At 65.0% G+C, this 25,123-nt stretch carries 19 protein-coding genes, 2 tRNA genes, 2 pseudogenes and 1 riboswitch; of the genes and pseudogenes, 9 read left to right on the forward strand and 14 right to left on the reverse strand.

What is annotated here, in order from left to right; genetic code table 11:
• Positions 1-98 precede the first annotated feature (98 nt).
• Positions 99-172, forward strand: a tRNA-Arg gene (locus M1E01_RS16290).
• Positions 173-265: 93 nt separating this feature from the next.
• Here the strand turns inward: M1E01_RS16290 and M1E01_RS16295 are convergent.
• Positions 266-979: pseudogene (locus tag M1E01_RS16295) on the reverse strand (FadR/GntR family transcriptional regulator).
• 182 nt (positions 980-1,161) lie between these two features.
• On the opposite strand from M1E01_RS16295, the gene M1E01_RS16300 reads away from it, so the two are divergent.
• Entirely contained in the window at positions 1,162-2,622 is a 1,461-nt protein-coding gene (locus tag M1E01_RS16300) for a dihydrolipoyl dehydrogenase family protein (protein WP_457972574.1), read from the forward strand.
• An 87-nt stretch (positions 2,623-2,709) separates the two neighbouring features.
• On the forward strand, positions 2,710-3,330 hold the full coding sequence (locus tag M1E01_RS16305; RefSeq protein ID WP_457972575.1) for a hypothetical protein: 621 nt from the start codon (positions 2,710-2,712) through the stop codon (positions 3,328-3,330).
• Here the strand turns inward: M1E01_RS16305 and M1E01_RS16310 are convergent.
• The 3 genes from M1E01_RS16310 to M1E01_RS16320 all read right to left on the reverse strand — a co-directional run bounded on the left by M1E01_RS16310 (position 3,312) and on the right by M1E01_RS16320 (position 6,423).
• Complete coding sequence (locus M1E01_RS16310) at positions 3,312-4,742, reverse strand: D-alanyl-D-alanine carboxypeptidase family protein (protein ID WP_457972576.1); 1,431 nt, start codon at positions 4,740-4,742, stop codon at positions 3,312-3,314. The two genes, M1E01_RS16305 and M1E01_RS16310, sit on opposite strands and share 19 nt — an antisense overlap.
• A 52-nt stretch (positions 4,743-4,794) precedes the next feature.
• Positions 4,795-5,322 carry a SixA phosphatase family protein gene (locus tag M1E01_RS16315; protein WP_457972577.1) on the reverse strand — a complete coding sequence of 176 codons (528 nt, stop codon included), beginning with the start codon at positions 5,320-5,322 and terminating at the stop codon, positions 4,795-4,797.
• 228 nt (positions 5,323-5,550) lie between these two features.
• The gene (locus M1E01_RS16320; RefSeq protein WP_457972578.1) at positions 5,551-6,423 is read right to left on the reverse strand and encodes a winged helix-turn-helix domain-containing protein; all 873 of its coding nucleotides are present in this window, start codon (positions 6,421-6,423) and stop codon (positions 5,551-5,553) included.
• A gap of 752 nt (positions 6,424-7,175) precedes the next feature.
• A riboswitch (cyclic di-AMP (ydaO/yuaA leader) is annotated at positions 7,176-7,342 on the forward strand.
• A gap of 5 nt (positions 7,343-7,347) precedes the next feature.
• Here M1E01_RS16320 and M1E01_RS16325 point away from each other — a divergent pair.
• Positions 7,348-8,199, forward strand: a complete 852-nt coding sequence (locus tag M1E01_RS16325; protein ID WP_457972579.1) for an aggregation-promoting factor C-terminal-like domain-containing protein — start codon at positions 7,348-7,350, stop codon at positions 8,197-8,199.
• A 188-nt stretch (positions 8,200-8,387) separates the two neighbouring features.
• Here the strand turns inward: M1E01_RS16325 and M1E01_RS16330 are convergent, their stop codons facing one another.
• The 4 genes and pseudogenes from M1E01_RS16330 to M1E01_RS16345 form a co-directional block, all read right to left on the reverse strand.
• Complete coding sequence (locus M1E01_RS16330; RefSeq protein ID WP_457972580.1) at positions 8,388-9,068, reverse strand: HAD-IA family hydrolase; 681 nt, start codon at positions 9,066-9,068, stop codon at positions 8,388-8,390.
• 32 nt (positions 9,069-9,100) lie between these two features.
• A pseudogene (locus M1E01_RS16335) lies at positions 9,101-9,247 on the reverse strand (glyoxalase); the annotation flags it as partial.
• Positions 9,248-9,327: 80 nt separating this feature from the next.
• On the reverse strand, positions 9,328-9,963 hold the full coding sequence (gene upp, locus M1E01_RS16340) for a uracil phosphoribosyltransferase (RefSeq protein WP_457972581.1): 636 nt from the start codon (positions 9,961-9,963) through the stop codon (positions 9,328-9,330).
• Positions 9,964-9,975: 12 nt separating this feature from the next.
• Complete coding sequence (locus M1E01_RS16345) at positions 9,976-10,881, reverse strand: phosphatase PAP2 family protein (protein ID WP_457972582.1); 906 nt, start codon at positions 10,879-10,881, stop codon at positions 9,976-9,978.
• Positions 10,882-10,940: 59 nt separating this feature from the next.
• On the opposite strand from M1E01_RS16345, the gene M1E01_RS16350 reads away from it, so the two are divergent.
• Positions 10,941-11,486, forward strand: a complete 546-nt coding sequence (locus M1E01_RS16350) for a nucleoside deaminase (protein ID WP_457972583.1) — start codon at positions 10,941-10,943, stop codon at positions 11,484-11,486.
• 28 nt (positions 11,487-11,514) lie between these two features.
• Here M1E01_RS16350 and M1E01_RS16355 read toward each other — a convergent pair whose 3' ends face one another.
• From M1E01_RS16355 to M1E01_RS16365, 3 genes are read right to left on the reverse strand one after another with little or no spacing between them, the layout of a single operon-like run.
• Positions 11,515-12,618 (reverse strand): glycosyltransferase family 4 protein, encoded by a 1,104-nt coding sequence (locus M1E01_RS16355; protein WP_457972584.1) that lies wholly within the window; start codon positions 12,616-12,618, stop codon positions 11,515-11,517.
• An 8-nt stretch (positions 12,619-12,626) separates the two neighbouring features.
• On the reverse strand, positions 12,627-13,019 hold the full coding sequence (locus M1E01_RS16360) for a 6-pyruvoyl trahydropterin synthase family protein (protein WP_457972585.1): 393 nt from the start codon (positions 13,017-13,019) through the stop codon (positions 12,627-12,629).
• A 2-nt stretch (positions 13,020-13,021) separates the two neighbouring features.
• Positions 13,022-14,047, reverse strand: coding sequence for a zinc-dependent alcohol dehydrogenase (locus M1E01_RS16365; RefSeq protein ID WP_457972586.1), 1,026 nt, complete (start codon positions 14,045-14,047; stop codon positions 13,022-13,024).
• Between the two features lie 145 nt (positions 14,048-14,192).
• Here M1E01_RS16365 and M1E01_RS16370 point away from each other — a divergent pair.
• Positions 14,193-14,282, forward strand: a tRNA-Ser gene (locus M1E01_RS16370).
• Between the two features lie 406 nt (positions 14,283-14,688).
• The gene (locus M1E01_RS16375; RefSeq protein WP_457972587.1) at positions 14,689-15,240 is read left to right on the forward strand and encodes an SRPBCC family protein; all 552 of its coding nucleotides are present in this window, start codon (positions 14,689-14,691) and stop codon (positions 15,238-15,240) included.
• Positions 15,241-15,257: 17 nt separating this feature from the next.
• Here the strand turns inward: M1E01_RS16375 and M1E01_RS16380 are convergent, their stop codons facing one another.
• Genes M1E01_RS16380 through M1E01_RS16390 form a run of 3 tightly spaced genes read right to left on the reverse strand, consistent with a single transcriptional unit; the run spans position 15,258 to position 22,016 of the window.
• Positions 15,258-18,398, reverse strand: a complete 3,141-nt coding sequence (locus M1E01_RS16380; RefSeq protein WP_457972588.1) for an efflux RND transporter permease subunit — start codon at positions 18,396-18,398, stop codon at positions 15,258-15,260.
• Position 18,399: 1 nt separating this feature from the next.
• Positions 18,400-18,849, reverse strand: a complete 450-nt coding sequence (locus tag M1E01_RS16385) for a hypothetical protein (protein WP_457972589.1) — start codon at positions 18,847-18,849, stop codon at positions 18,400-18,402.
• The gene (locus M1E01_RS16390) at positions 18,846-22,016 is read right to left on the reverse strand and encodes an efflux RND transporter permease subunit (protein ID WP_457972590.1); all 3,171 of its coding nucleotides are present in this window, start codon (positions 22,014-22,016) and stop codon (positions 18,846-18,848) included. The genes M1E01_RS16385 and M1E01_RS16390 overlap by 4 nt, the downstream gene beginning before the upstream one ends.
• A gap of 585 nt (positions 22,017-22,601) precedes the next feature.
• Here M1E01_RS16390 and M1E01_RS16395 point away from each other — a divergent pair.
• Together M1E01_RS16395 and M1E01_RS16400 are read left to right on the forward strand one after the other, a co-directional pair.
• Positions 22,602-23,306, forward strand: a complete 705-nt coding sequence (locus M1E01_RS16395) for a DUF4232 domain-containing protein (RefSeq protein ID WP_457972591.1) — start codon at positions 22,602-22,604, stop codon at positions 23,304-23,306.
• A 120-nt stretch (positions 23,307-23,426) separates the two neighbouring features.
• Positions 23,427-24,938, forward strand: coding sequence for an FAD-dependent oxidoreductase (locus M1E01_RS16400; RefSeq protein WP_457972592.1), 1,512 nt, complete (start codon positions 23,427-23,429; stop codon positions 24,936-24,938).
• The last annotated feature ends 185 nt before the right edge of the window (positions 24,939-25,123 follow it).

Here is a 25,123-nt window from a genome sequence, read left to right on the forward strand (position 1 = left end):
TACGGATATTACACACTTTCCAATTTGGAACTACGGCTCTCCTCGCGTAAAGTTATTCGAGGTTCGGGGCGAGCGGAAAGTTCGCCGGAGCCGAAGATGCGCCCATAGCTCAGCTGGATAGAGCGTCTGTCTACGGAACAGAAGGTCAGGGGTTCGAATCCCTTTGGGCGCACAGAGAGAAGGTCCGCACCGGATGGTGCGGACCTTCTGCGTTAAGGCGATGAGCTGGTGCATGCCTGCTGCGAAAGGGCACGGACGAGTCTTTTTACTCCCCCACAGCCTCAGCGAGGCCGGCGGATCCCCGCGAAGTGCCGGCCCAGCTCTTCAGCTGCCCTGGCCTTGTCCCCGGCAGCCACCGCCGTATAAATGTCACGGTGCAGGGCGGCCAAGGCCGGCAGGTCCTCAATGCCCGGCCCGATCTCCGTGTGGATCTTCCGGTAGACCTTCCAAAAGACGCCCAGCAGGTTAAGCAGCAGTTCGTTGTTCAGGGGTGCAAAGAGTCTGCTGTGAAAATCAGAATCCGCCTCCACGAACGGCTCGCCCATGGCTGCGAGGTCCTCCATGCGGACCACGGACTCTTCTATGGCCGCGAGCTGGCCGGCCTCCATCACGTCCATTTTGAACTTCCGATGAGCCCCGACTCCAGCGCCTGGCGCACGTCCACGAGCTGCAGCGCTTCGAGCCCGTGGTGGCGCAGTGACAGTCTGCCGCGGAAGATGAGCCCGTCGGCAAGCGCCTCGAAATTGCTCGGCGCAACGAACATGCCGAAGCCTTGGCGGACCTCGATGACGCCCAGGGCCTGGAGCACCTTGAGCGATTCGCGCAGCGTGTTCCTCCCGACCCCCAGGGCCACGCACAGCTCATTTTCGGTGGGCAGGGCGTCCCCCACTTCCAGTTCGCGTTGCAGGATCAGCTCCATGATGTCGGACTGGAGGGCACGGAGACGAGCCTGGGCACTGAACCGGGCAGGCGGAACCATGTTTGCTGACGGGCATCGGCTCTCCTTCGGGGGCTGGATTCCTCACGCTAGCGGATGTCCTATATGCGGCTCGGGGGAACCGCCATTGTTACGCAGGCGGCTTCGGACGCGGGCGCCTCCCCGCTGTGTCCGCCACCGTTCCTGCCGGCAGGTCACGGGGACGGCGGGCGTAGGCTGTAGCCATGTCGCCACAGGCCGTTGAGCGGGAATTTGATGTAGTTGTGATCGGAGCGGGTGCCTCCGGGGAAAACGTGGCCGACCGGGTGGTGCAGGGCGGTCTGACAGCCGTGCTGATCGAGGCCGAACTCGTCGGCGGCGAATGCTCGTATTGGGCCTGCATGCCGTCCAAGGCGCTGCTGCGGCCGGGCTCCGCCCTCCATGGGGCACAGGCGGTGCCGGGTGCCAGCGAAGCAGTCACCCAAACTCTGGATGCCGCTGCCGTTCTCAAGCGACGGGACTCGTTCGCTGCCAACTGGCAGGACGACAGCCAAGTGGCTTGGGTGGACGGCGCCGGCATCGAACTGATCCGGGGCAAGGCCCGGATTGCTGCTCCGCGATCCGTAAAAGTAGCCGGACTGGATGGCATTGCCCACACGCTCGCGGCGCGCCACGCCGTCGTACTTGCCAGCGGCTCCACGCCCAACACACCCCCGGTCGAGGGCCTTTCCGACGTCCGGTTCTGGGGCACGCGCGAAGCCACCTCCGCCAAGGAGGTGCCCGAACGCCTTGCCGTTTTGGGCGGCGGCGTATCCGGCACGGAGCTCGCCCAGGCCTTCGCACGCCTCGGATCGGCCGTCACGCTCGTGGCCCGCGCCGGCCTGCTGGGCAATTTACCGGCAGAGGCAGCACAGCTGGTGGCCGCCGGACTCCGGGCTGACGGAGTGGAAATCCGCCTCCACACCACAACCGAGCGCGTCCGCCAGAACGACGACGGTTCACTCACCCTGACGCTTGACGACGGCAGCACCGTGACGGCGGACAGGCTGCTGGTGTCCACCGGGCGGCGGCCGGCGCTGGACGGACTCGGCCTGGAGAACGCCGGACTCGCTGCCCGGGATGGAAAGCCCCTCACCCTCAGCACCGACTCAACCGGACTGGTGAACGCCGCTGCCGGAAACGAGCAGGGCCCGTGGCTGTACGCTGTTGGCGATGCTGCCGGCAAAGCCCTGCTCACGCACCAGGGGAAGTACGAGGCACGTGCCACCGGCGCCGCGATCGCCGCACGTGCCAAGGGAGAGCTGCAAGGAACCCCCGAGCCGTGGAGCCGCTATGCCCAGACCGCCGACGAGCACGCCGTTCCCAGTGTGGTGTTCACCGACCCCGAGGTGGCTAGCGTCGGCCGCTCCGTCGAGCAGGCGCGGAAGGACGGCTACAGCGTCGCGTCGGTGGAACTGCCCATCGCCGTCGCGGGCTCGTCCCTGCACGCGGACAACTACGACGGCTGGGCACAGCTCGTCATCGACGAGGAACGGAAGGTACTCTTGGGCGCCACCTTTGCAGGCCCCGACGTCGCGGAGATGCTGCACGCGGCAACCATAGCCATTGTGGGCCAGGTGCCGGTGGGCCGCCTCTGGCATGCGGTCCCCTCCTACCCCACGATCAGTGAGGTGTGGCTGCGGCTGCTTGAAAAATACGGCCTCTGACACCCCCGGACGCGACTGGCGCCTGAGTCTCGGCGCATACGCGTGGCTGGTGCTGCAGGAGCGCGGTTCTCGGAGATGATTAGTCCCATGAGCCACATGGGTAGGAGCGGAAAGACAGCGGTCGGAGCGTTTTTCGCCGCCCTCGGCATGCTGGTGCTGACTGCCATCACGCTGGAAGAAGCCGTGCTGTTCACCTTCCTTGGGCTCCTGGCTGTGGGCTATGTGGCGTCCGTAGCGGAAGCGTTTGCCCGCCGCCGCTATCTTGCCCTGCTGGTCGGCGCCGCCGGGACGAGCCTTTTCATCGGGTGCGGCATGGCGTTCCTGCGGATGTGGGGGCTGGCGTTCACTGATACTCCTTCCACTCTGGGCAGGGCGGTATCTACGACAGACCCGGATATCTACTTCTATCTGGCTGCCGCCGCGGGAACAGTCACGCTGCTCGTGCTGTTTGGCGCCGCGACGTGGCCGGGACGCCGCCGCGCGGCCCGCCCTTCACGCGCCACTGTGGGGCAACGGCGCGCGGCGCCGTCTTCTGCCGCCCGGTCACCCGCTGCACGGCGTCCGGCTCCACAGCGGCAGGCCACACAACGTCAAACGCCGCAGCGCCAAGCCACGCAACGTCAACCGCGACAGCGCCAGGCCACGCAACGTCAACCGTCCCAGCATCAGGTGCAGCGGACCCAGCGGCCTCAGCGGAAGACGCTGTAGGCGCCCCATCCGTTGCCCACTTGGCGGGTTGACGTGAACTGGTTGGTTCGGAGGCCGTAGTAGAACAGCCGTCCGTCCGTGGTTTTCGCGGCGAGGCCCCGTGTTTCTGTGCCCAGGAATCCAAAGGAGGCGTGTGACTGCGCGATGACGTGCCAGCCATTCCCCAGCTTCCGCCGCGCCTCGGGCAGGAGCCGGGCGGACCCGTCGGACCGGTAGAGCAGGAGTTCGCCCGTTGGCTTAGTGACCAGGAGATCCTGCCGGCGGTCGTTATCGAAATCCGCCATAGTCAGTTTCGTCCCCTCGAAACCGAAACCCACGCGCTGGGGCGTGCTCAGGGCGCCGCCGGCGGTGTTCCTGTAGTAGACCAGGACGCCGCCGGCGCCGGTGCCCACGACGCCCGGGTAACGGTGACCGTTGTGCCACTTGCCGACAGTGATGTTCATGGGCTGCCAGCCGGTCGCTCCGACGATGATCGGGCTGAGGAAACCGCCGGCACCCTTGCCGCGGTAGACCGCAAGCCGGCCGCTGTTCCATTGGGCCACAATGTCGTTGATTCCGTCTGAGTTCCAGTCCGCCACAAAGCCTGCTTTCAGCCCGGTCCATCCGGCGCTGGCGATCTTCACCCGCGGACCGTATCCGCCCCGGCCGTTGGCCGGGTAGTTCCAGAGTGCTCCGCTTGAATCGGCCGCGAGCACGTCCGCTGCGCTCTTGATCGTGGGTCGAAGCGAGAAGAACTGCTCCATGGTCGGAATGCTGCGGACTTTCATATCGGTGGCGAGCGCGACCCCTACATAGCGCAGGTGCCACGGCTCGTACGCGTATCCCGTGATGTGCGTGTAGCCCTGCGGGTACCGGACGATGAAACCGTAGCGGTGTGCGTTTGCCGCAACCCAGCGGCCGCCGGCCGTGTCCCCAAAACAGGCGGTCAGGCCGCAGCCTCCGCCCACGTTGCCGACATCCATGGCGAGGCCGGTCTGGTGCTCGCTGTGGCCAGGGCGGGCGGAGATCTGGTCAGCGTAGGCCTGGCCATAAGTCTGGACATAGTAGTTGTACAGGTCCCGCTGCGTGGCATAGGAACGGTAACCGCTGATCACTTCCAGCGAGTGCCCGGCAGCGCGCGCACCGGTGAACATCTGATTCGCCGCGGCCGAAACACTCCTCCTGAGCCGGTGGCCGGTGCCGTTCCAATACACCAGATCCGACGGAACGAACTGAATCGGGTTCAGGGGCCGGGACTTGTTCACAAGCACCCAGGGATGGGTGGGCGTGGTCACCACACTGGTGGACAGCTGCTCGCCTGCGGGCGCAGCTTGGGCACCCGGTGCGCCTGCCAGGAAGAGAGCCAAAACCACGACGACGGCGGCGAACCGCCGCGCATCCGCCCGCCACCGTAACAAAACAGAATCAAGCATGGCGGGCCCTTCCCCACTAGACAGCGCTAGGTTAAGAGTACCCGCGGATTTTCTAGTGCGCCCGGGGCACTTTGAAGTGGGTGATCCGTGCGTCCTGCCCGTCCAGCTCTGCCCAGGATTTCTCGGTTTCCAGGACTGTGAGTCCGCTGGTGGGAAAGCGGGTGGCGGCGTCCATGTAGGCGTCGTGATTCGAGTCCCGCGAGGCCAGGTGCATGGCCAGGTCCTGGACCCCGGGCATGTGCGAGATCACCATGAGGGTGGTCACTGTGTCCGGCACATGGTTGATGACGGACAACATGCGGAGCGCGGTGGCGCCGTAGAGGCCGTCCTCCAGTTTCGGCGTCGGAGCCTTGTCGCCCAGCTCGCTGCACACCCAGGTGCAGGTCTGGCGGGTCCGCAACGCGCTCGAACACAGGATGAAGTCGGGGACAATGTTGTGCTTCAGCAGCCATTTGCCAGCCAAGGGGGCCTCCCGGTGACCCCGTGCTTCCAGGGGACGGTCGTGGTCAGCCACGCCGCCCGGCCAGTCGGCCTTCGCATGGCGCATAATGACCAGTCGCTTCTTATGGTGAGCACTCATGGCCCCAGCCTAGCCAACCCAAACCCGCTAGCCCCGATAGCCGCGGAGGCCGATGCTCGCTGGACCCGAATGCGGCAAAGCGACTTTCTGCATGGTGCCGCATCGCCGACGAGGGGCCTCGCCGTCAGGGTGCCCTGGCCGAGCTTGCGAGGCGAGGGGGACGGTGGGGAGGAACGAAGGAGGTGTCTAAGGCACGGCAGAAAGCCGCTTTGGCGCGTCGCTGAAGGACTAGATCGAGTATTCCGGAGCGGCCCAAACAACCACTTCGGGGTGCTCATAAAAGCGGTATCCCTGGCCGCGGACAGTCCGGACGGTGTTGGCCAGTCGGCCCAGCTTCGAACGGAGGCGGCGGATATGAACGTCGATGGTGCGCTCATTCGGCACTTCCTCCGCATTGCGCCACAGGCCTTCCAGCAGCTCATCGCGGCCCACCGTGCGCGTTCCGTTCTCGACGAGGTAGTTCAGCAGTTCGAACTCCTTGAAAGTCAGGTTCAGCGATTCGCCGTCGAGGTGCACCTCACGCCGGGCGAGGTCGATCAGGACGCCGGAAGGGCGGGGATCCTGGGCAGGCTGTAGGCGAGTGGTTTCGGGGCGCTGCTGTCTTGTGTTGACGGTGGGGTCACCGAAGGTGGAGCGGACGACGTCGAGCGCGGACCCGGGAGCGCTGGCCGGCGCTACTGCGACGGCTGCATAGCTTTCTGCGCCGGTAACGAGCGACTGCGCGTACGCCCGGATCTCCTGGGCCAGCTTTGCGATCGAGGTCCCCGCGGCCGCGGCGGTCTCCTCATCGATGCCCATGTAGAGGACGAAGCCACGCGCAACGTTGTCGTTCTGCACGGGCCGGACTGCGGCGCCGGCTCCGGGAGCCAGGACGGGGGTCGGGGCCGTCAGCGGGGCAGCTTCCTCGGTCGGCACAGCGCGCAGCTGGCCATAGGAATTAGGGTTGTAACCCTGCGGCGCATAGCCGGGTGCAGGGGCGCTGCTGACCTGGCTGCCGGGGAACGCCGGGCGGGCCCCGAAGCCTTGGCGCAGTCCCTGCGCCTGGCCTGCCTTATTGGCGTTACGGACGGAGATGTGGACGTATCCAGATGCAACTGACATGAATGCTTACCTCAATGTGAATGGCCGTCATCGCGGCTCGAATGCTTGGTCCCCGCAATGGGTCTGGGGAGGGCGCCCGACGCTGGGCTGGGGGGCGAATGCCTATAACTTCAGGGATGGGAAAGTCAGGCGTGCATTCGACAACAGCGCATGTAGGCAGCAGCGGGTGTGCTGGTCCAATGGTCTGCGGCTGCAGGTGCTGTTGAGTCCTTGTTCACACTTGAAAGTGTGCAACGTAACAATGAGAACTAGCAAGTAACAATGGGCGGATTGGTCCGCATCGTGAGACAAGTCGCCCTTTTGTGCTTCAAATCACAATTCTCCGACGGGTAACTTCTTGGCGCCTTTTTCCAGACCGAACGTTCAGATACGCGCTTCTGGCGAATTTTAGGAAAAGAAGCACCCTTACAATCGTAGATTCTTCAGCCGCCCAAGGATGGCCGGAATTCGAGAGTCATGAATTCACCGTTGTCCAGCCGTAACGGGGACACAATGAAAAAAAATCGGCCGACGCACAGCGGGCCGGGGGCTGCTGATCGTGCAGTCGACTGTCGAGGCGCATTAGGGGGCGTGGCAATCACACCGCGCCCCGGCCGGACCCGGTTCACGGCTCCACTGCCCCGGGGTCGCGGCACAAGACGACGCGCCGCAGTCGTGATGTCCGTTACCTAATTGTGATTTTGACCGAAGCCTCCTGTACGGTCGATAGAGTGCGGCAACCACTAGGGCCGCATGTTCGGATTGACGCCCAGCTCTGCCGCTTCCCGGATTCCGCTAGACCAGGCAGAGGCGGGGGAACCAGAGTCCCGGGCTTTCCGCATCAGCCCTTGGGGTGAAGCCGGCACGTGAATTTTTTTCCGTGCGGCCGGATGACCTCATCCGAACCCGACAGCTAACTCCGCAGGTGTTGAGAGGCAATCAACCATGTCTGAATTCAAGGCACAGTCGCGCCCTGATCGCGCTTCCCAGCAGTCCAGCCGTAAGATTTCACGCCACCGCGCCGAGTCCGCCCGCCCCGCATCTGCCTGGGGCCGGCTCACCGCGAACATCCCGTCATTGGGCCGCCGCACGGCAGTGCTGGCCACCGCCTGCACGGTCCTCGTAGGGGTCGGCGCCGCAGGGCAGGCGGCCGAGCAGACCACTCCCCAAGCGACGTCCGAGGCGGCTCCGGCCGCAGCCGACGCCATTGAAACGCTCAGCTTCGACAAGACGCTGATTTCCGCTTTGCCGTCCCCGACGGCAGCCTCGGTTGCACCGCAGTCCGTCACCAAGCCTGCACCCAAGGCCACGCAGAAGGCCGCACCGGCACCGGCCAAGGCTGCACCGGCCAAGGCCGCTCCCAAGCAGGCTGTGAAGGCTGCCCCCGCACCGAAGCCGGCCGCTGCTCCGGCAGCGAAGGTCGTTCCCGCCAAGGTTGCACCAACTAAGCCTGCCCCGGCCCGCAAGCCCGCAGCTCCGGTCGCTGTCAACGACCCGGCCGGCGCCCAAGCCTACGCCGCCGGAAAGCTGTCATCCTACGGCTGGGCTCCGGACCAGATGCAGTGCCTGAAGAAGCTCTGGACCAAGGAGTCCGAATGGCGCACCACCGCCACAAACCCCAGCAGCGGGGCCTACGGCATTGTGCAGTCCCTGCCCGCTGAAAAGATGGCCAGCTCCGGGGCCGACTACCGCACCAACTACCGCACCCAGATCAACTGGGGCCTGGGCTACATCGAGGAGCGGTACGGTTCTCCCTGCCAGGCGCTGAACTTCCACTACGCCAACAACTGGTACTAAACCACCGAGGCATGGTTGTCCCGGCACTTTTCCCGGGGACGGCCCGCATTTCTGCGCCGCTTTGAGTCCCCGAAGGGCTCCGGATCCGCGTGGTCCGGGGCCCTTCGGCATCACTGCACCATGCTGCGGAGCGGAAAGCGGTGCAGAAATGCGACGAGTCAGCGGCAGTGCAGTTGGTGGCAGTGGAGTTAGAGGCTGAGGGAAATGACCCTGCTGCCGTGGCTGTCCGCTGCCACGGACGCCCTGACCGAGGCGTAGTCGGCTATGCGGAGCACGTCGTCGGGCACTTCACCGGTGTTCATGCCTACCGCTATGGTCCGGATGCCTGCGGCCCGTCCAGCCGCAATGCCGGCGGGGGCGTCTTCGAAAATCACAGCGTCCGCAGGATCCACGCCCAGCAGTTCGGCGGCCCGCAGGTATCCTTCGGGGTGGGGCTTGCCCCGGGTGACAAGCTCCGCGGTGACGGCCGTGGCCGGCATGCCCAGTCCCGCTGCTTCCATCCGGATGTCAGCTAGGACGCGGTCCGCGGACGTCACGAGTGCCACGGCGTCGGCAGGCAGGCTCCGCAACAGGTCAGCAGCACCCGGCAAGGCAACAATGCCCTCCGTGCGGACCCGCTCCATGGCGCCCAGCTCGGCGGTCAATGCCACTACGTCCGATCCCTCCGGGGCAAAACGCCGCACGGTGTCCCCGGCCTGGATCCCATGGGATGTCCGCAGGATCTCGGCGATGTCCAGTCCGTAACGTGCTGCAAAGTCGCCCCAGACCTGTTCCACCACCGCAGTGGAGTCCACCAGTGTGCCATCCATGTCAAACAGGACAGCACGGGCAGTCAGCGTGATGGTGGTGGATTCAGCGGGAAGTCTCATGGCTTCCATCCTGCCTCATCAGCCCTGACTTCGCCCGGCGGGGTCAACTGGACGAAAAGGATTCCTTTTACTGCCCGCCCGTCATAGTCCGCATTGAAGCCCACCTTGTTGACATAGAAGTTCCTGGCGCGGTCCACATCGGATACCGGGACGAAAACGAGTTCAAGTTTCCGGTCCATCGGCACAGGCTCGCCGGCCACCCCCTATGCCGTAAGACCTGCTCCGGAAAACCGGTGCATGGGGGCCCGCCGTGCGGGGCCTAATGCGCGGGGCCGTACAGGCGGTCGCCGGCGTCACCGAGGCCGGGCACGATGTACGACTTCTCGTTCAGTTTCTCGTCGATCGAGGCAAGCACGATCGTTACGTTTGCGCCGGAAAGTTCTTCTTCAAGTTTCGCCAGGCCTTCCGGGGCTGCCAGCAGGCAGATGCACGTCACGTCGGACGCTCCGCGCTTGAAGAGGAACTTGATGGCTTCGCGCAGGGTGCCGCCGGTGGCAAGCATGGGGTCCAGCACGAAGATCTGCCGGCCCGTGAGGTCCTCCGGCAGCCGCTCCGCGTAGGTGATGATGTCGAGGGTTTCCTCATCGCGGGCCATACCCAGGAAGCCGACCTCGGCGGTGGGAACCAGCTTGGTCATGCCTTCGAGCATGCCCAGGCCTGCCCGGAGAATCGGAACAACCAGCGGGGTGGGCTTGGTAAAGGCAGTTCCCACGGTGCTGGCAACCGGGGTTTCGATGGTGACAGGCTCGGTCCGGACATCCCGGGTGGCCTCATAGGCGAGGAGCGTAACGAGCTCCTCCGTCAGCTGGCGGAATCCCGGCGAGGAAGTGCGCTTATCCCGCAGGACGGTGAGCTTGTGGGCGACCAGGGGATGATCCACGACGAGTGTGCGCATGCGTCAAAACTATCACCCGGACAATGGCTCCCCACCCCGGCTTCGGCTGCCATGGGAGCCGCCGCCGCCATCGCCGCCGCCGCGCGGATCCTCCCTGTCAGCCTCGTTGCCATGGCGAACGCCGGACGTCTCCGGAGCTGCAGCCTCTGCCCCGGCGCCGCCGCCCTCGGGCTCAGGGGTGAGGTGTGCAGGATGCTCGAAGGTCGGTGCCGGCCCGGCATGCTCGCGCCGCCGGATCATGTGGAACAGCCGGTGGGCGAGAATGACGATGCCCACCCAAGCCAGTCCCAGCAACCACGCCGCCATAACGTCGGTAAGCCAGTGATGTCCAAGAAAGACCCTGCTCAGGCCCATGGCGATGATGAACAGCGTTCCTACGGTGATGACGGCGGCCCGGACCCTGGCTCTGTCCATCTGCAGGCACATCAGATACACCACAACACCGATCACCACCGTGGTGTTCAGGGTGTGTCCGCTGGGGAACGAGGGCGAGAATTCGAAAGGCGGAACAGCGTCCAGGTGGTCGGGACGCACCCGGCCCATCAGGGTTTTGCCCACGGTAGTTGCGGTGACTGAAACCGCCGCCGCGCCGCCGACAAGAATGAGGGGACGCCAGCTGCGGCTCACGTAGGTCAGCCACGCGACAAGGATGCTCGCGAGAATGGGCATGCCGATGCCGCCACCTATATTGGTGAACGCCGTGACTGCGGCATCCACCCCCGGGTTCCGGTACTGCTTGGCCAATTCAAGGGCGGGCCGGTCCAGGCCGGAAACCCCATCCTTGGCCACAACGTCCTGGTAGACCTCCGCCCCGAGCAGCGCCAGCGTGATCACCAGGAAACCGCCCACGATGAGCGTGATCCACAAAGCGGCGTACGGTCCCAGCCACCGGCCAAATCGATCTGTCAGAGATTTCATGATCTCTCCCGGCGAGGTGGTGTCCGAAGCTAAATACCCTTCGAAACTATCATTGAGCCATGGGCCCGGCAGATCCGCAACACCTCGCATGGATGGGCCTCGCCCTCGAAGAAGCCCGGCGGGCGCTGGCCACCGAAGACGTGCCCATCGGCGCCGTCGTTATCGGCCCGAACGGCGCAGTCCTGGCAAGCGGCCGCAACGAACGGGAGGCGCTTGGGGATCCCACCGCCCATGCTGAGGTGGTGGCCATCCGAAGGGCCGCGGCAATGCTTCGGGAGCGCTCTGAGCTTCAGGGTGGGCGGAGTGACGGCTGGCGGCTCGAGGACTGCACCCTGGTGGTGACGCTGGAACCCTGCGCGATGTGCGCCGGGGCGATCGTGCTGGCACGGATCCACCGCGTGGTGTTCGGTGCCTGGGATGAAAAGGCTGGAGCTGCCGGGTCGGTGTTCGACATCCTCCGTGAGCGCCGCCTCAACCACTGGGTGGAGGTGTATGCAGGCGTGCAGGAAGAGGAATGCGGCGCGGTGCTGCGCGAGTTCTTCGCCGCGCATCGCAGGGTCGAACCCGCAAGAATCCAAGGTGCAGGTGATCCCCCGGGGACGTGAGGACCGGCATGGCTTAGGGGTGAGCCTCCTAAAGCTCTTCGCGGCTGATGATGTCAAGGACACCGCGGGCGGTTGCGTCCCAGCCGGGCAGCCGTTCCCTTCCAGCGAGCGCCGCGCGGCGCCACGTCGCCTGCAGCTCAGGTGACGTAAGCCAGTCGCGGAGTACAGCCGCGAGCGGGGCGGGGTCTGAGCCAAGGACGACGACGGCCCCTGGCAATGCAGTGGTGCCGCCTCCCGCTGCTGTACTCTCCACGGCCCCCAGGCTCAGGGCCTCCACTGCCCCGGTGCCGGACCGGACCACAACCGGAAGGCCGCGCGCCAGGGACTCCGTGACGGCCATGCCGAAGGCTTCCACCTTGGAAACGAGCAGGCTGAGGTCGGCGGCATGCCATTCCTTATCCAGCGCCTGGCCCGTCACTTCCCCGGCGATCCGCACCCGGTCCTGCAGCCCGAGTTCCTTGCATGCCGCCCGGACAGCCCCGGCGTAGTCCGGGTCCGCCTCCTGGGAACCGACGAGGGCGGCAGTCCACGGCAGGTCCTTCACCAGCGCAAGGGCATGCAGGAGGGTCAGCTGGTCCTTGTTCGGGAGCAACGCCGCCACGGAGATCAAGTGGCGGGGATCCGAGCCTCCGGCCGGCCCAGCGGGTTCGGTTCCCGGCAGCGCGACATGGACTCGGGTTGCGCTGTGCCGCTGAGTGATCTCCGCCGCCACGGAACTGCTCGTGCAAATCACCCCGGCAGCGGCGCGGAGCGATCGGCTCTCCAACTCAGGATGGTCAAGCAGCGGCATATGCAGCAGGATCCAGGGCCGCTGGCCGGCCGCCGCCGCTTCCTCCAACGCCTCGGGCGCGCCGGAGGCGACGAGCCCGTCAACAACGGTGACCGTTCCGCCGTCGGAATCGTCGTGGGACTCGGTCCCGGGCCCGACGGCGCCGGCCACCAGCAGACCAGCCAGCCGCCGTCGGTCTTCCGGGGAGGCGACCGGCCACTCACCCTCCACCGGTTCGCTGGCCACGCTGACCCCCAACCGGGCGAGCCCATCCATCAGGGACGCGTTGTAGACGTTGCCGCCGGAGTTGTGCTGGATGTTGCCGGGAACGAGGAGGCGGACGGCTGCCGGCCGGAACTGCATCAGGACACCTAGGACAAGTCGAGGGCATAGGATGCCCAGGCGTCCGGGTTCTCCCGCAAGGTGACGTCCAGGCCGGACAGTTCGCGGCCGTCCTCGTCGTTCCGCAGCCGCTCGGCCACCGCCTCGGCGATGTACTGCGCCAGGGCTTCCGTAGTGGTCAGTTTCCCCGCAAAGTCCGGGTGCTCGTCCAGGTTGCGGTAGTTGAGCCCGGCGAGCACCTCTTCGAGGATCCCGCCGGCCGCGCCGATGTCCAGGACGATGGCCTCATCGTTGAGTGCACGACGGCGGAAGGCCACCTCGGCCACGAAGGTCGCCCCGTGCAGGGCTTGGGCCGGCCCGAAAGCTTCCCGGGGCAGGCTGTGGGCGATCATGAAGTGGCGTCGGACGGTCAGGCTGAACACGGTTACCTCGTGGTTTCTGTAGTTGGATATTCGATGTCTGCCGGGTATTCGATGACATGGCACAGCGCCGGCAACGTCCCGTCCGACAGCCGCTGGACGACGTCGGGCAGTTCCTTGAACGCAGATGTGCCGGTGAGGAAAGCGTCGAAAACCGGGTCCGTCAGCAGCGCCACCGCCGTTTCGAGGCGCTGGGCGTTGGTGCGGCGGTGGCGCCGTGCCCGCGCCACCTCGCTAACCTGGCTCGCCCGGATGGAGAGCCTGCGGGCGTGGAAGTCCTCTCCCAGGGGCAGCGTCACCTTGCGGTCGGCGTACCAGGACATCTCGATGATTTCGCCCTCGTCGCCGACGAGGTTCAGGCTGCGTTCCAGGCCGCTTTCGGACGCCGAGCAGTGGAACACGATGTCGCAGTCGGGCAGGGCGTTATCCGGATGGGCGAACTCCACGCCGAGGGCGTCGGCAAGGTCCTTGCGGGCCGGGTCCACGTCCACGAGCTGGAGCCTGGCCAGCGGGAAGGTGCGCAGCAGAGTCGCCACCATCCCGCCGACCAGGCCTGCACCGATCACGGCGATACGGTCCCCCAGCCGCGGCCCTGCCTCCCACAACGCGTTCACGGCGGTTTCCACGGTGCCGGTGAGCACGGCCCGGCGGAGAGGGACGTTGTCGGGAATGCGGGTCAGCGCCGAGACGGGGACGACGTACCGGTCTTGGTGCGGATGCAGGCAAAACACGGCCTGGCCTGGCCAGTCCCCCGGACCCTCCTCAACGATTCCCACCGAGAGATAGCCGAACTTTACGGGGGCAGGGAAAGAACCTTCCTGGTATGGGGCACGCATCCGCCCGGCGACGCACGGCGGCACCGCAGCGCGATGCACCACGAGCTCCGTGCCTTTGCTGATGCCGGAATACAGCGTTCGGACGAGGGCCTCATCCGGACCGGGGCGCTGGAGCTCCTCGGCGCGGATCTCGCCTTGGTTCGGGCCTGTGGTCCAATATGCGATTGCTTCTGCGTGCTGCTGGGAAGTAGTCATCTTGCTTATGAATCTAACGCCCGGCTGCCCGCGGGCGAAAGCAGACTCACGGCGCGGCCTCCTGTTCCAGTGCTGATGGCTAACCCCCCGGTTCTGAGGGGACGTTTTGGGGTTGGGCGCCATGCTCCGGTACCCTATTGAGGTTGGTGACGTGTCCGAGCGGCCGAAGGTGCAACACTCGAAATGTTGTTTGGTGTCAAAGCCAACGTGGGTTCAAATCCCACCGTCACCGCCAATGAGCAAGGCCCTGTTTCCCTATCCTTTCCAAGGGAAACAGGGCCTTTGCTCTGTCAAAAGAGCCTGCGTGGCTACATTCTGACAACATCCGATTGTGAAATTGCGGCCCTTGCCGGGTGATCCGCCCTGCCCCCACACGCGGAACGCACCCGACCGGCCGCGTATCCCCCCTGGCCATTCCTGGGTTCCTGACCGGGTTGGAGCGGCAGCCCGCCCCATTGGAAGTCAGAGCGGGCTACCTACCTTCGCCGCAGAAGGCCTGCATCATTGCGGCTACGGGTGCTCCGGAGTATACGGACGGCACATCAAGGAACGATCAACATTGTCCGGCCCGGATAACATCCACGGTATGAACGCTGACCCAAACGTGAACTGCTGCGACAGGCGACTGCCGGGAGGCAACCGTGAGCAGCAGTGACTATGAGTTCCGGACAGTATGGCGGGTGGCCGCTACGCCGGATGAGGTCGTAGCCGTCCTCAGAGACGCCACCGCACTTCCGGAGTGGTGGCCTTCGGTCTACCTATCCGTGGAGCCCCTACACCGCGGGCGGGACGGCGGAGTGGGAGGAATGGCCAAGCTTCACACCAAAGGCTGGCTGCCCTATACGCTGCGATGGACGCTGACCGTCACCTCCCCAGTCACCAGCACAGGCTTCAGTATCCGGGCTACCGGGGATCTCAACGGCACCGGCCACTGGACTTTCGAGCAGGACGGCCCGGAAACCGTCATCACCTACGACTGGCAGGTCAGTGCAGCCAAGCCACTGCTCCGGCGCCTGGGCTTGCTCCTGAAACCCGCCTTCGCGGCGAACCACCGATGGGCCATGGAACGGGGGCACGAAAGCCTCGCCCTGGAACTACGCCGGCGGCGCAGCGGCGTTGATCTGCAGGGCGTCCCCACGCCACCGCCGCCCACGTTCCCGCGGTTGGCGGGGCGTGGGCGGCGGAAGGCCTAGTTACTGCATGCAGCTCGTCAGGCGTTGGCGAGCTCCGGTTCCCGTGGCGGCGCCTCGTCCCGCTGTTTCCGGGACTTGGCGAACCTCAGGTAGAGCGACGGCACCACGAAGAGGTTAACCAGTGTGGACGTCACCAGCCCGCCAAGGATCACGAGCGCCATGGGGTGTTCAATCTCGTGACCTGGAAGGTCGCCCAGGACCACCAGAGGAACGAGGGCCAGCCCGGTGGAGAGCGTGGTCATCAGGATCGGCGAGAGCCGCTCTGCAGCACCGCGCAGCACGAGATCGGGCCCGAACTTCATGCCCTCATTTTTCTCCAGGTGCTGGCAGTGGTTGATGAGCAGAATGCCGTTCCTGGCCGCGATGCCCATGACTGTCAGGAAGCCCACAATGGAGCCCAGTGACAGCACCCCCCCTCCGAGGAAGGCGGCGAACACACCGCCGACGAGGGCAATTGGCAGCGTGAGGATGACCAACGTCGCAAGACGCCAGCTTCCGAAGGCTACCTGCAGCAGCAGGTAAATCACGGCCAGCGCCACGGTGGAGAGGGTCAGCAGCGTGTTGGTCGCCTCTTGGCGCTCCTTGAACTCGCCCAGGATTTCCGTTCGGAAGCCCGGGGGCAGCTCCACGTTCTTGAGCCCTTCCTCCATGGCCGCAACAACCGTGCCCAGGGATCCTTCTGTCACGTTTGCCTCGATGTCGATGCGCCTTGAGTGAGCATCACGCTCGATGACGTTGGGTGTTGGTTTCACCTGCACGCTTGCCACGTCGGACAACAGGATTTTCTCTCCGTTGGGAGTATCAATGGGGAGATTCCTGATGCTGGTGAGGTCAGAACGGACCTCTACCGGGCTCCAGACCTGGACGTCATAGGCCTTGCCGCCACGGTAGACGTCGCCGGCTTCCTCACCGGCGACCAGCCATGCCGCTTGCCGCCGCACGTCGCCCGGCTTCAGCCCGTGTTGCTGGGCCTTTTCCAGATCTACCTCAATATCGATCTGTGGTATGTCCTTCTGCAGCTCTGTGTGGACGTCGATGGCCCCCTCGGTGCTGTCAAAGATCGCCTGGATTTCTGCGGCCTCTGAGCGCAGGAGCGCCAGGTCGTCCCCGTAAAGCCTTACGACGACGGCTGTGCTGGCGCCCGTCAGCACCTCGCGGATTCTCTCCTTCAGATATGTTTGAACATCGCGCACGATGCCGGGATAGCCCTCGACAACTTCCTGGACCTTGGCCAAGGTTTCGTCATAGTCCACTGCAGGGTCGATGCTGATCCAGTTCTCACCGAAATACACACCCACCACTTCGTCGGCGTTGAAAGCCTGCCCGATGTGGGCGCCGCAGTTCCGCACTCCCGGGATGGTCATGAGCTCAGTGCACGCCTTTTGACTAATCCGATATTCTTCCTGGACCGATGTGCCCGGCTGGGTCAGCCAGTGCATCAGGAAGTCGCGCTCCTTGAAGTCGGGCAGCAGCGACTGCCCCAACAGCGGTGCGGTGATGGCCCCGACGGCCGCCATCGCGCCGAAGGTCGCGTAACCTGCCGCCGGGCGCCGGACGATCTTGCGCAGGATCCGCTGATAGCCACCCTTGAGCACCCGGACCAGGGGCGGCTCCTGCTCCTTGAGCGGGACCTTGCGCATAAAGATCAGCGCCAGGGCAGGGGTCACTGTCAAGGCCACAACCATCGATGCCAGCACCGCAACGGTGTAGGAAATGGCCAGCGGCCTGAAGAACGCGCCGGTCAACCCTTGAAGGAAGAAGATCGGCACAGCCGCGGCGATAATGATCAGCGTGGCATAGACGATCGGTCCGCGGACCTCCAGGGAGGCCTCCAGCACCACCGAGGTGGTGGAACGTGTTCCGCCCTCCGCCCGGTTCTGCCGGAGTCTTCGGATGATGTTTTCAATGTCGATGATGGCATCATCGACCACCACCCCGACGGCAATCACCAACCCGGCCAGGACCATGGTGTTCACCGCCGTGCCGGTCATATAGAGAATGGACGCCGCCGTCACCAGCGACAGCGGGATGGCGATCAGGCTGATCAGCGCGGTCCGCCACTGGAAGAGAAACGCTCCCAGCACCAGCACCACGAAGAGACAGCCCAACAGCAGCGCCCGGCTGAGGTTGTCAATGGACTCCTCGATGAAGGTCGCCGGACGGAAAATCTCCGTGTCGATGGTGATGCCGCTGAGTCCGGGCTTCATCTGTTCAAGCGCTGCCTCCACGCCCTTGGTGACCTCCAGGGTGTTGCCCCACGGAAGTTTCTCAACAATGAGCATCAGCCCTGGGCCCTGATTGATCACGGCGTCGCCAATGAGCGGCTGGTGGTCTTCGACCACATTGGCCACGTCACCTAGGCGAAGCGGCTTGCCGTTCCGTTCCTCGATGACGACCTCCGCGAGATCCTCGGGGGTGGCGATGGGCAGCACGTGCTGGATGCTCAGCCGCTGGTTCGGCGTCTCAATGTGGCCACCGGTGCCGATGACGGCCCCAGGCGTGTATTGCAGCAGGCCGGCGTCCAGGGCATTAGCGGTGACATCCATGACCTGGTTGATACTGACATCGTGGGCCTTCATCTTCTCCGGAACCGCCTGCACCTGCAGCATTTGCAGACGCTCGCCCCAGATGGCGACGTTAGCCACGCCCGGAACACGCAACAGGTGCTGCCGGATCTTCCAGTAGGAGATCATGGACATTTCAATCAGCGAACGTTCATCCGACGTCAGGCCGATCTTCATGACCCGGCTTGTGGATGACAGCGGCTGCAGCATCATCGGCGGCGACGCCCAGGTGGGCAACGACGGCGTGATGGTGGCGATGCGCTCCGAGACCAGCTGGCGGGCCTTGAGCAGGTCCGCCCCCGGGGCGAAAATCAGCACAATCGAGGACAACTGCTCCACGGACTTGGAGCGGATCTCGTCCAGCCCCTCGACACCGGTGAGGGCGTCTTCGAGCGGAACGCTTACCAACTGCTCCACCTCGGCAGCGGTCAGACCAATGGCAATGGTCTGGATCTCCACCTTCGGCGGCGCAAACTCTGGAAAGACATCCACAGAGGCCGTGCTGAGCTGAACGCCGCCGAACGCCATCATTGCCACCGCGATGGCCACCACCAAGGCGCGGAACTTCAGGCTGAACCCGACAATCCCGCGCATGTCAATGCCCCTTCGTGCCGAATTCGGCCCCGAACAGCTCCGCAGCACCGAAGGTGACTACCTCTGTTCCGGCCGGCGGACCGGACCGGAGCTCGACCCTGTCGCCGCTGATTCGCTCCACCGCCACCGCGGCCCGAATGTACGTCCGCGGCTCCGGGCTGGTGTAGACCCAGGTCTTGCCGGCGCCGTCGTACATCAGTGCGGCGTACGGGACCTCCAGGCCGGCTTTGCCCTTCGTGACCTTCTCCGTGGTCAGTCCCAGCCGTTCCACCGCCTTCTCTGTCAGCGTCAGCCGGTTCAGATCCGAGCCCACCTTCTCCAGGCTGGCCGGAGCCTCCCCGGCAGGCGCAGACTCGGATTTCACTGCCGCGCAGCCGGCAAGGCTCATTGACGCCGCGCAGGCCAGCACGAGAACAGAACGCCAGCCCCCAAAACCACTGTTGCTTTTCATGACAATTCCGACCTCTCTGACAGAACCGGTCCGTTGTTAATCACCAATGAGCTCCCCCAGTCCGTGTTGGCGGCCGGACCAAAACGCAGGAAGAGGATCGGCAGGATATACAGGGTCAGCAGGGCGGACGTGATCAGGCCGCCCCACAGGATGAGCGCCATCGGAAGCAGCATGGCCATGGCGACGGGCCCGCCCAGCAGCACCAGTGGCACCAGCGCCAGGGCGGTGATGATGGCCGTCAGCACTGTTGGCTGCAGCCGCTCGGATACCGCACGCTTCATCTGCTCGGCCGGGGACGCCGTCGGATCCTGGGCCTGGATGGATTGATAGGTGCCCATGAGCATGACTGCGTCACGGACTGCGACGGCAAGCACAGCCGCCAGGGCTACCAGCACGTACAGGGAACCGAAGCCCCCGCTCAACCAGGCAGCAATGACACCGCCCAGTAATGCGACAGGCAGCAGCACGAACACGAGCGCTGCGAGCCGCCAACTGCCCAGGACGGTCAGCAGCAGCACCAGAATACCCGCCGCCGCGGCCGCCGCCAGCCACACCATCATGTCACCGGCTGCCTGCTGCTCGCCGAACTTCTTGGGGATCTCGGCGTGGTATTCAACGGGGAACTGCATGCCCTTGATTGCGCTTTGTATGTCTGCGGTCACGTCACTGAGGCTCCTGCCTTCGATGTCAGCCACCACGTCGATCCTCCTGGAGGTGTCATCGTGGTTGATCACTGTCTGGTTGGGGCTGAGCCTGACGTCGGCGACGTCGCCGAGCCGGATCTGCCCGCCTTCCGGCTTGTCAATCAGCAGGTTCCGGACATTGCTCATGCTGTGACGCGTCTCTGGGACGCCTTTGACGACGACCTGGAACACCTTTTGCTGCTCGAAGAGGTAGCCCACCTCAATACCTTGGAGGACAGTGGCAGCGGCGCGCCGCACGTCACCGGGCTTGACGCCTTGCTGTTGCGCCTTGGCGAGGTCCACTTCAATCTCGGCTACAGGTTGGGACGGGGTGGCCTCCACGGTGGGGTTAACGACCCCCGCGGTACGTGACAGGATGTCGCGGATTTCGTTGGCTTTCTCCTGCAGGATGGGCAGTTCGATGCCATAGACGCGGACCCTGAACTGCTGGTCGTCACGAGCGCTGGCTGCGGCCACTTGCTGCTCCGGGTAGGTGGTGACCTTGGCCGTCACTCCCGGGTAGCCCTGCACGATGGACTGGGCATCGGCCCGGACGTTCGCGATGTTCGCGCCGTCTTGCATGGTGATCCAGAGCTCTCCGGAGTTCACATCGGATGACAGGTCCGAGGTGATGGCGCGTCCTACGTGGCCGCCGACCCGTGCTACTCCTTCGATTTGTGTCAGCTCCTCGCCGGCTTTGGTCATTAGCCGGTTCATCACGTCCGGTCCTGTACCGCTGGAGGCGTCCAATTCAACGAGGAGCGTGCGGTCCGGAACGGCGCTTACGATCGGCGATTGCCTGGTCAGCCCCGGCACCAGTGCCACGGCGACTATGGCCAGCACGGCTGCGACCGATGCGACCAGAACGGCCACGCCCTTGGTGAAGGACCCTGTTGACCTGCGGTAGCGCTCTCCGAGCTTGTGGAAAAAGGACGGCTTCGTCTGCGGCCGCTGGCGGCCGCGCAACAGCAGACTCCCTAGCGCCGGAGTGACCGTAAGGGCGACCAGCATTGCCACCGCCGTTGCTAGCAGGTACGACAGCACCAGCGGCTTCAGGAATGCTCCGTCCACGCCCGGGACAAACAGTGCAGGAGCGAGCGCCAGCAGCGCTATCAGGCCTGCGAACAGGACGGGCACCCGCGATCGCTGCAGCCCGTGGGCCAGCAGAGCCTCCCGGGACAGCCCTTCATTCGCGGCATCCTTTCGGAAGCTGTGCAGGTCCAGGATGATGTCGCCCACCACCACGATGAGCGCCAACGTGAGGCCAGCGAACGCCATGGTGTTCAGCACGGCTCCCTGGAACTGCAGCACCAAGGCTGCGCCCATTGCGGCCACGGAAATGGCCACAAGTGCCAGCAGCGCGTACCGCCAGGACCGGAAGGCCAGACCAATGGCGGCCGTCACGACCAATAGGCTCACCAGCAACGCCACACCAAGCCCGCTCGCGGCGGACTCGAGGAAGGACGCCGGACGGAAGACGGTCGAATCCACCGTGATCCCTGACAGGCCAGGTCGCAGGCCGTCCAGAATCGCCTCAACCCCCGCGGTGACCTCGGCGACGCTGGTGTCTGGGAATTTCTCGATGACCAGCAGCAGGCCCGGAGACTTTCCGGTCACTGCGTCCCCGATCAGCGGCTGGTGGTCCTCGACCAGGGTGGTTACATCGGACAGCTTCAGGGACTTGTTGTTGCCCTCGACGCTGATCTTGCCCAAATCCTCCGGTGTGCGGATGGGAAGAACGTGCTGGATACCGATCCGCTGGTTGGCGGATTCCAGGAAGCCGCCGGTTCCCGGGGTTGACGCCTCGAGGAAGCTCAGCGGCGAAACCCAGACGGCGTTGCCTGCAGTCTCCACCACCTGGTTCAGGGTTACATCCTGGGCCCGCAGCTTTGCGGGGTCCACCTGGACCTGCAACTGCTGCTCACGCTGGCCGAAGATAGAAACGTTGGCTACCCCGGGAACGCCCATGAGTGCGGGCTTGATGTCCCAGCGGGCCAGCACTGACATGTCGATTGGCGAGACGTCCTCTGACGTCATTTCGACCATCATCACCCGGCTCGTCGAAGACAGCGGCTGCATCAGCACTGGCGGAGACGAGACGTTGGGCAGAGCGTGGGCCTGCGTCAGGCGTTCGGCCACCAGTTGCCGTGCACGCAAAACATCCGTTCCCGGCTCAAAGACCATCTCAATGGACGACAGGCCAGGAACCGACACTGAACGGATTTCATCGAGCCAAGCGACCCCGTTCAGCAGATCCGCCTCCATGGGAGAGGTGATGAGCTGCTCGACCTCGACGGCCGACAGACCCAACGCCTCGGTCTGAATTTCCACATGCGGTGGAGAAAATTCAGGAAGATTATCCATTGGCATGGACGGCAGGCTCGTTAGTCCGAACCCTAGAATGCCGGCCGCAACGGCCAAAACGATCAAACGAAACTTAAGACTCCAGCGGACAAGCCAACCGGTCATAACCTCAGCCCCCATCGTTATCGGTAGGGGCTGGTATTGCCTGTACCGATTACTGATGCGCCTATTCAAGGTTCACCAGCAGCGGCGTTGCTGCCGGTGAGTGCCGAGCTGCCTCCCTCAGCCCTGCGCGCCCCCAGTACTCGGGGGCGGTGCTGGCTGCGCCGGTGATGGATCGGCGGCGGCCAGACGGAGAGCTATTCCTTATCCGAATCTTTTAGTTAGTGAATTCCGGGACAAGCGAGACCACGGTTCATTCTGACATAGGGAAATGCCCTTATCAACGGAATAAGGCCCCATTTGGAGAGGCATTCCGGGGTTGCGCATGGTTTATCGTTGCATCATTTAAATACTTCCTCTGAACGTCAGCGGAACGGCCAGACGGTATGAACGATGCAGCGTTTCCGGACCCCGCTGAGGAGCTGGCGCTTGGACGCGGAGGTCCGCCCGTTAGCCGTCAGCCGCAAGCCGCATGGCAAGGAAATCATCGCGGTAAGAAACAGACCGGGCAGATTGTTTGCCGGCATCACAATCCGGCCACCAATTCCTCATGCCGGCTGCGCCTTCGTTGACTATGGCGGCGCTGCCCGCAAGGTTAGGACCATGAGGCTTCAGCGCATCCCCACCGGACTGACGTCCGCTTCAGCAACCGGCGCGCTCGTGCTGCTGCTGACGGCGTGCGGGGCAGGCGGGCAAGCCGGCCCGCAACCGACTACGAGCACAGCGTCGGAAACCAGCCCGAGCGCAAGCCCGGCGGACCCGGCAACTCCCGTCCCGCCGTCGGCCTGGTCCTCGGCATCCGCTTCGGCTGACCCGGCGCCGGCTGAAACGCCGTCCCAAGCGCCGGCAAGCACTGGGCCACCACCTCATGAGGCAACGGGCACCGCCGTCGCTCGTTGCAGGGCCTCGGCGCTGGAGGCCAGTACCAACGCCTCGGGCGGCGGCGCGGCCGGCAGTGTTTATATGCAGCTGATCCTGACCAACAGCGGCTCCGTCCCCTGTCATCTCAATGGCTTCGCCGGCGTCTCCCTGACCAACGGCCGCGCCGGCGAGCCGATCGGCGCGCCGGCGCGGCGCGACACATCGACGCCGGCCGTCAACGTGCTGCTGGCTCCCGGGCGGGCCGGGTCCGCCGTGCTGCGCTACACCCAGGCCCGCAACCACAGTGACTGCGTCTTGGTTCCGGCGGCCGGGTTCAGGATTTACCCGCCCGAGGAAACAGCGTCCCTCTTCGTGGCCCAGCCTTCGGATGCGTGCAGCAACGCCTCCATAGAACTCCTGGCCATCGGGCCGTTCCAGGCGCAGTGACCTGTTCCTCGGCCCCAGTTCCATAAGTACACTGACGACTACGTCGGGCCCTCCATAACAGGAAGGTCTGGCGCGTGATTGCTCCGCAATGTGGCTACGGTTGAAGGCAGGTTGATTGGCATGACGTCGCTCTGGTTGGACCGCACTGATACCTTCAGCGGAGATGAGTTCCGCCCGGATGAGGCGTATGACACGGTGGTGGTTGGCGCCGGCCTCACCGGCTTGGTGACGGCGTTGCTCCTCGCTCGCTCCGGCCAGAATGTCCTGGTTCTTGAGGCCCGGTACCTTGGCGCCGTCACCACGGGGCACACCACTGCCAAAGTCACCTTGCTGCAGGGAACAGCCCTGTCGGCGCTCAGGAGCCAATACTCGGCGAAGGTTGTCGAAGCGTATGTCACAGCCAACCGTGAGGGGCAGGCCTGGTTGCTGCGCTACTTGGATTCCGCCAGTCTCCCCCACCAGGAACGCGACGCCTACACCTACGCAACCACGCCGAAGGGTGCCGAGACGCTCCGTAAGGAGCTGGCCGCGGCGCTCGCCGCCGGCGTCGAGGTGGATTATGTCCGGGACGCAGGCCTTCCGTTCCCCATCCACGGGGCAGTACGTCTCCGCGGCCAGGCACAGATCAATCCCATGGATGCCGTGCTGGCCCTGGCCAAGGATGTGCGTTCACATGGCGGGACCGTCGTTACCGGCGTCCGTGTACGGGATGTGAGCGGAACCGGTCCGGCCGTGGTTGAAACCGACCAGGGGTCGGTGCGCGCCAACACGGTGGTGCTCGCCACCGGGACGCCCATCCTGAACCGGGGCATGTATTTTGCGAAGCTCAAGCCCAACCGCTCCTACGCCGCGGCCTTGGAGCTCGCCGGCTCCCTGACGCCGCCGGACGGCATGTACCTGTCCGTGGAGCACCCCACCCGGTCGCTGCGTGACTACCCGCTCGACGGGCGCCGTCTGCTGCTGGTGGGCGGCAACGGGCATCCTGTGGGAAGGGCTGAATCGGAACAGGCCCACTTGGATGAGATGCTGGCCTGGGCAGAATCCCACTTCCCCGGCGCCGCCGTGACACACATGTGGTCTGCGCAGGACTACCAGTCGATCAACCTCATGCCCTTCTTCGGGAAGCTTCCCCGCGGCCGCGGCCGGATCTTCCTGGGTACCGGCTACAACAAATGGGGAATGACGAACGCGGTTGCCGCCGCCCTCGGCATCGCCGCGGACATCCTTGGCGGCCACCTGGAATGGGCCAACACGATCCACCGCAGGGTGACATCCCCTCCAGGTGCTGCCTCCGCCGTTTCGCTCAACGCCGGCGTGGCCGCCACCCTCGCCAAGGACTGGTCGCAGGCCGCGCTGAGGAAGCTTCCCCAGGACAAGGGCACTGTGCCCGCTGAAGGAACGGGCGTTGTGGCAGTTCGGGGGCGCAAGCCCGTGGCGACGTCCACGGTGAACGGGAAAACCTGCTCCCTGTCTGCTGTCTGCACCCACCTCGGCGGGATCGTCCACTGGAACGACCACGAAAAATCCTGGGACTGCCCCCTGCACGGTTCCCGGTTCAACAGCGACGGGACCCTGCTCGAGGGACCGGCCACGCGCAACCTTCCGGCGGCCGGGGAACGGGGACAGAAGTAACCGGGGCAGAAGTACCCGGGGCAGAAGTACGGGGCAGAAGGGGCGGGCCCAGCGGGCCGGGGCTGGTTGAGCGGTAGGCCTGACGGGGCGCGGGCACGGGGGTGCGGAGATACTGTAGGTGCCTTAGGGCATGATGGAGGCATGCAGTCGCAGGGGCCCGCCGGCACGACCGGCGGCACATCTTC

It is taken from the genome of Arthrobacter sp. D1-17, from assembly GCF_054130535.1.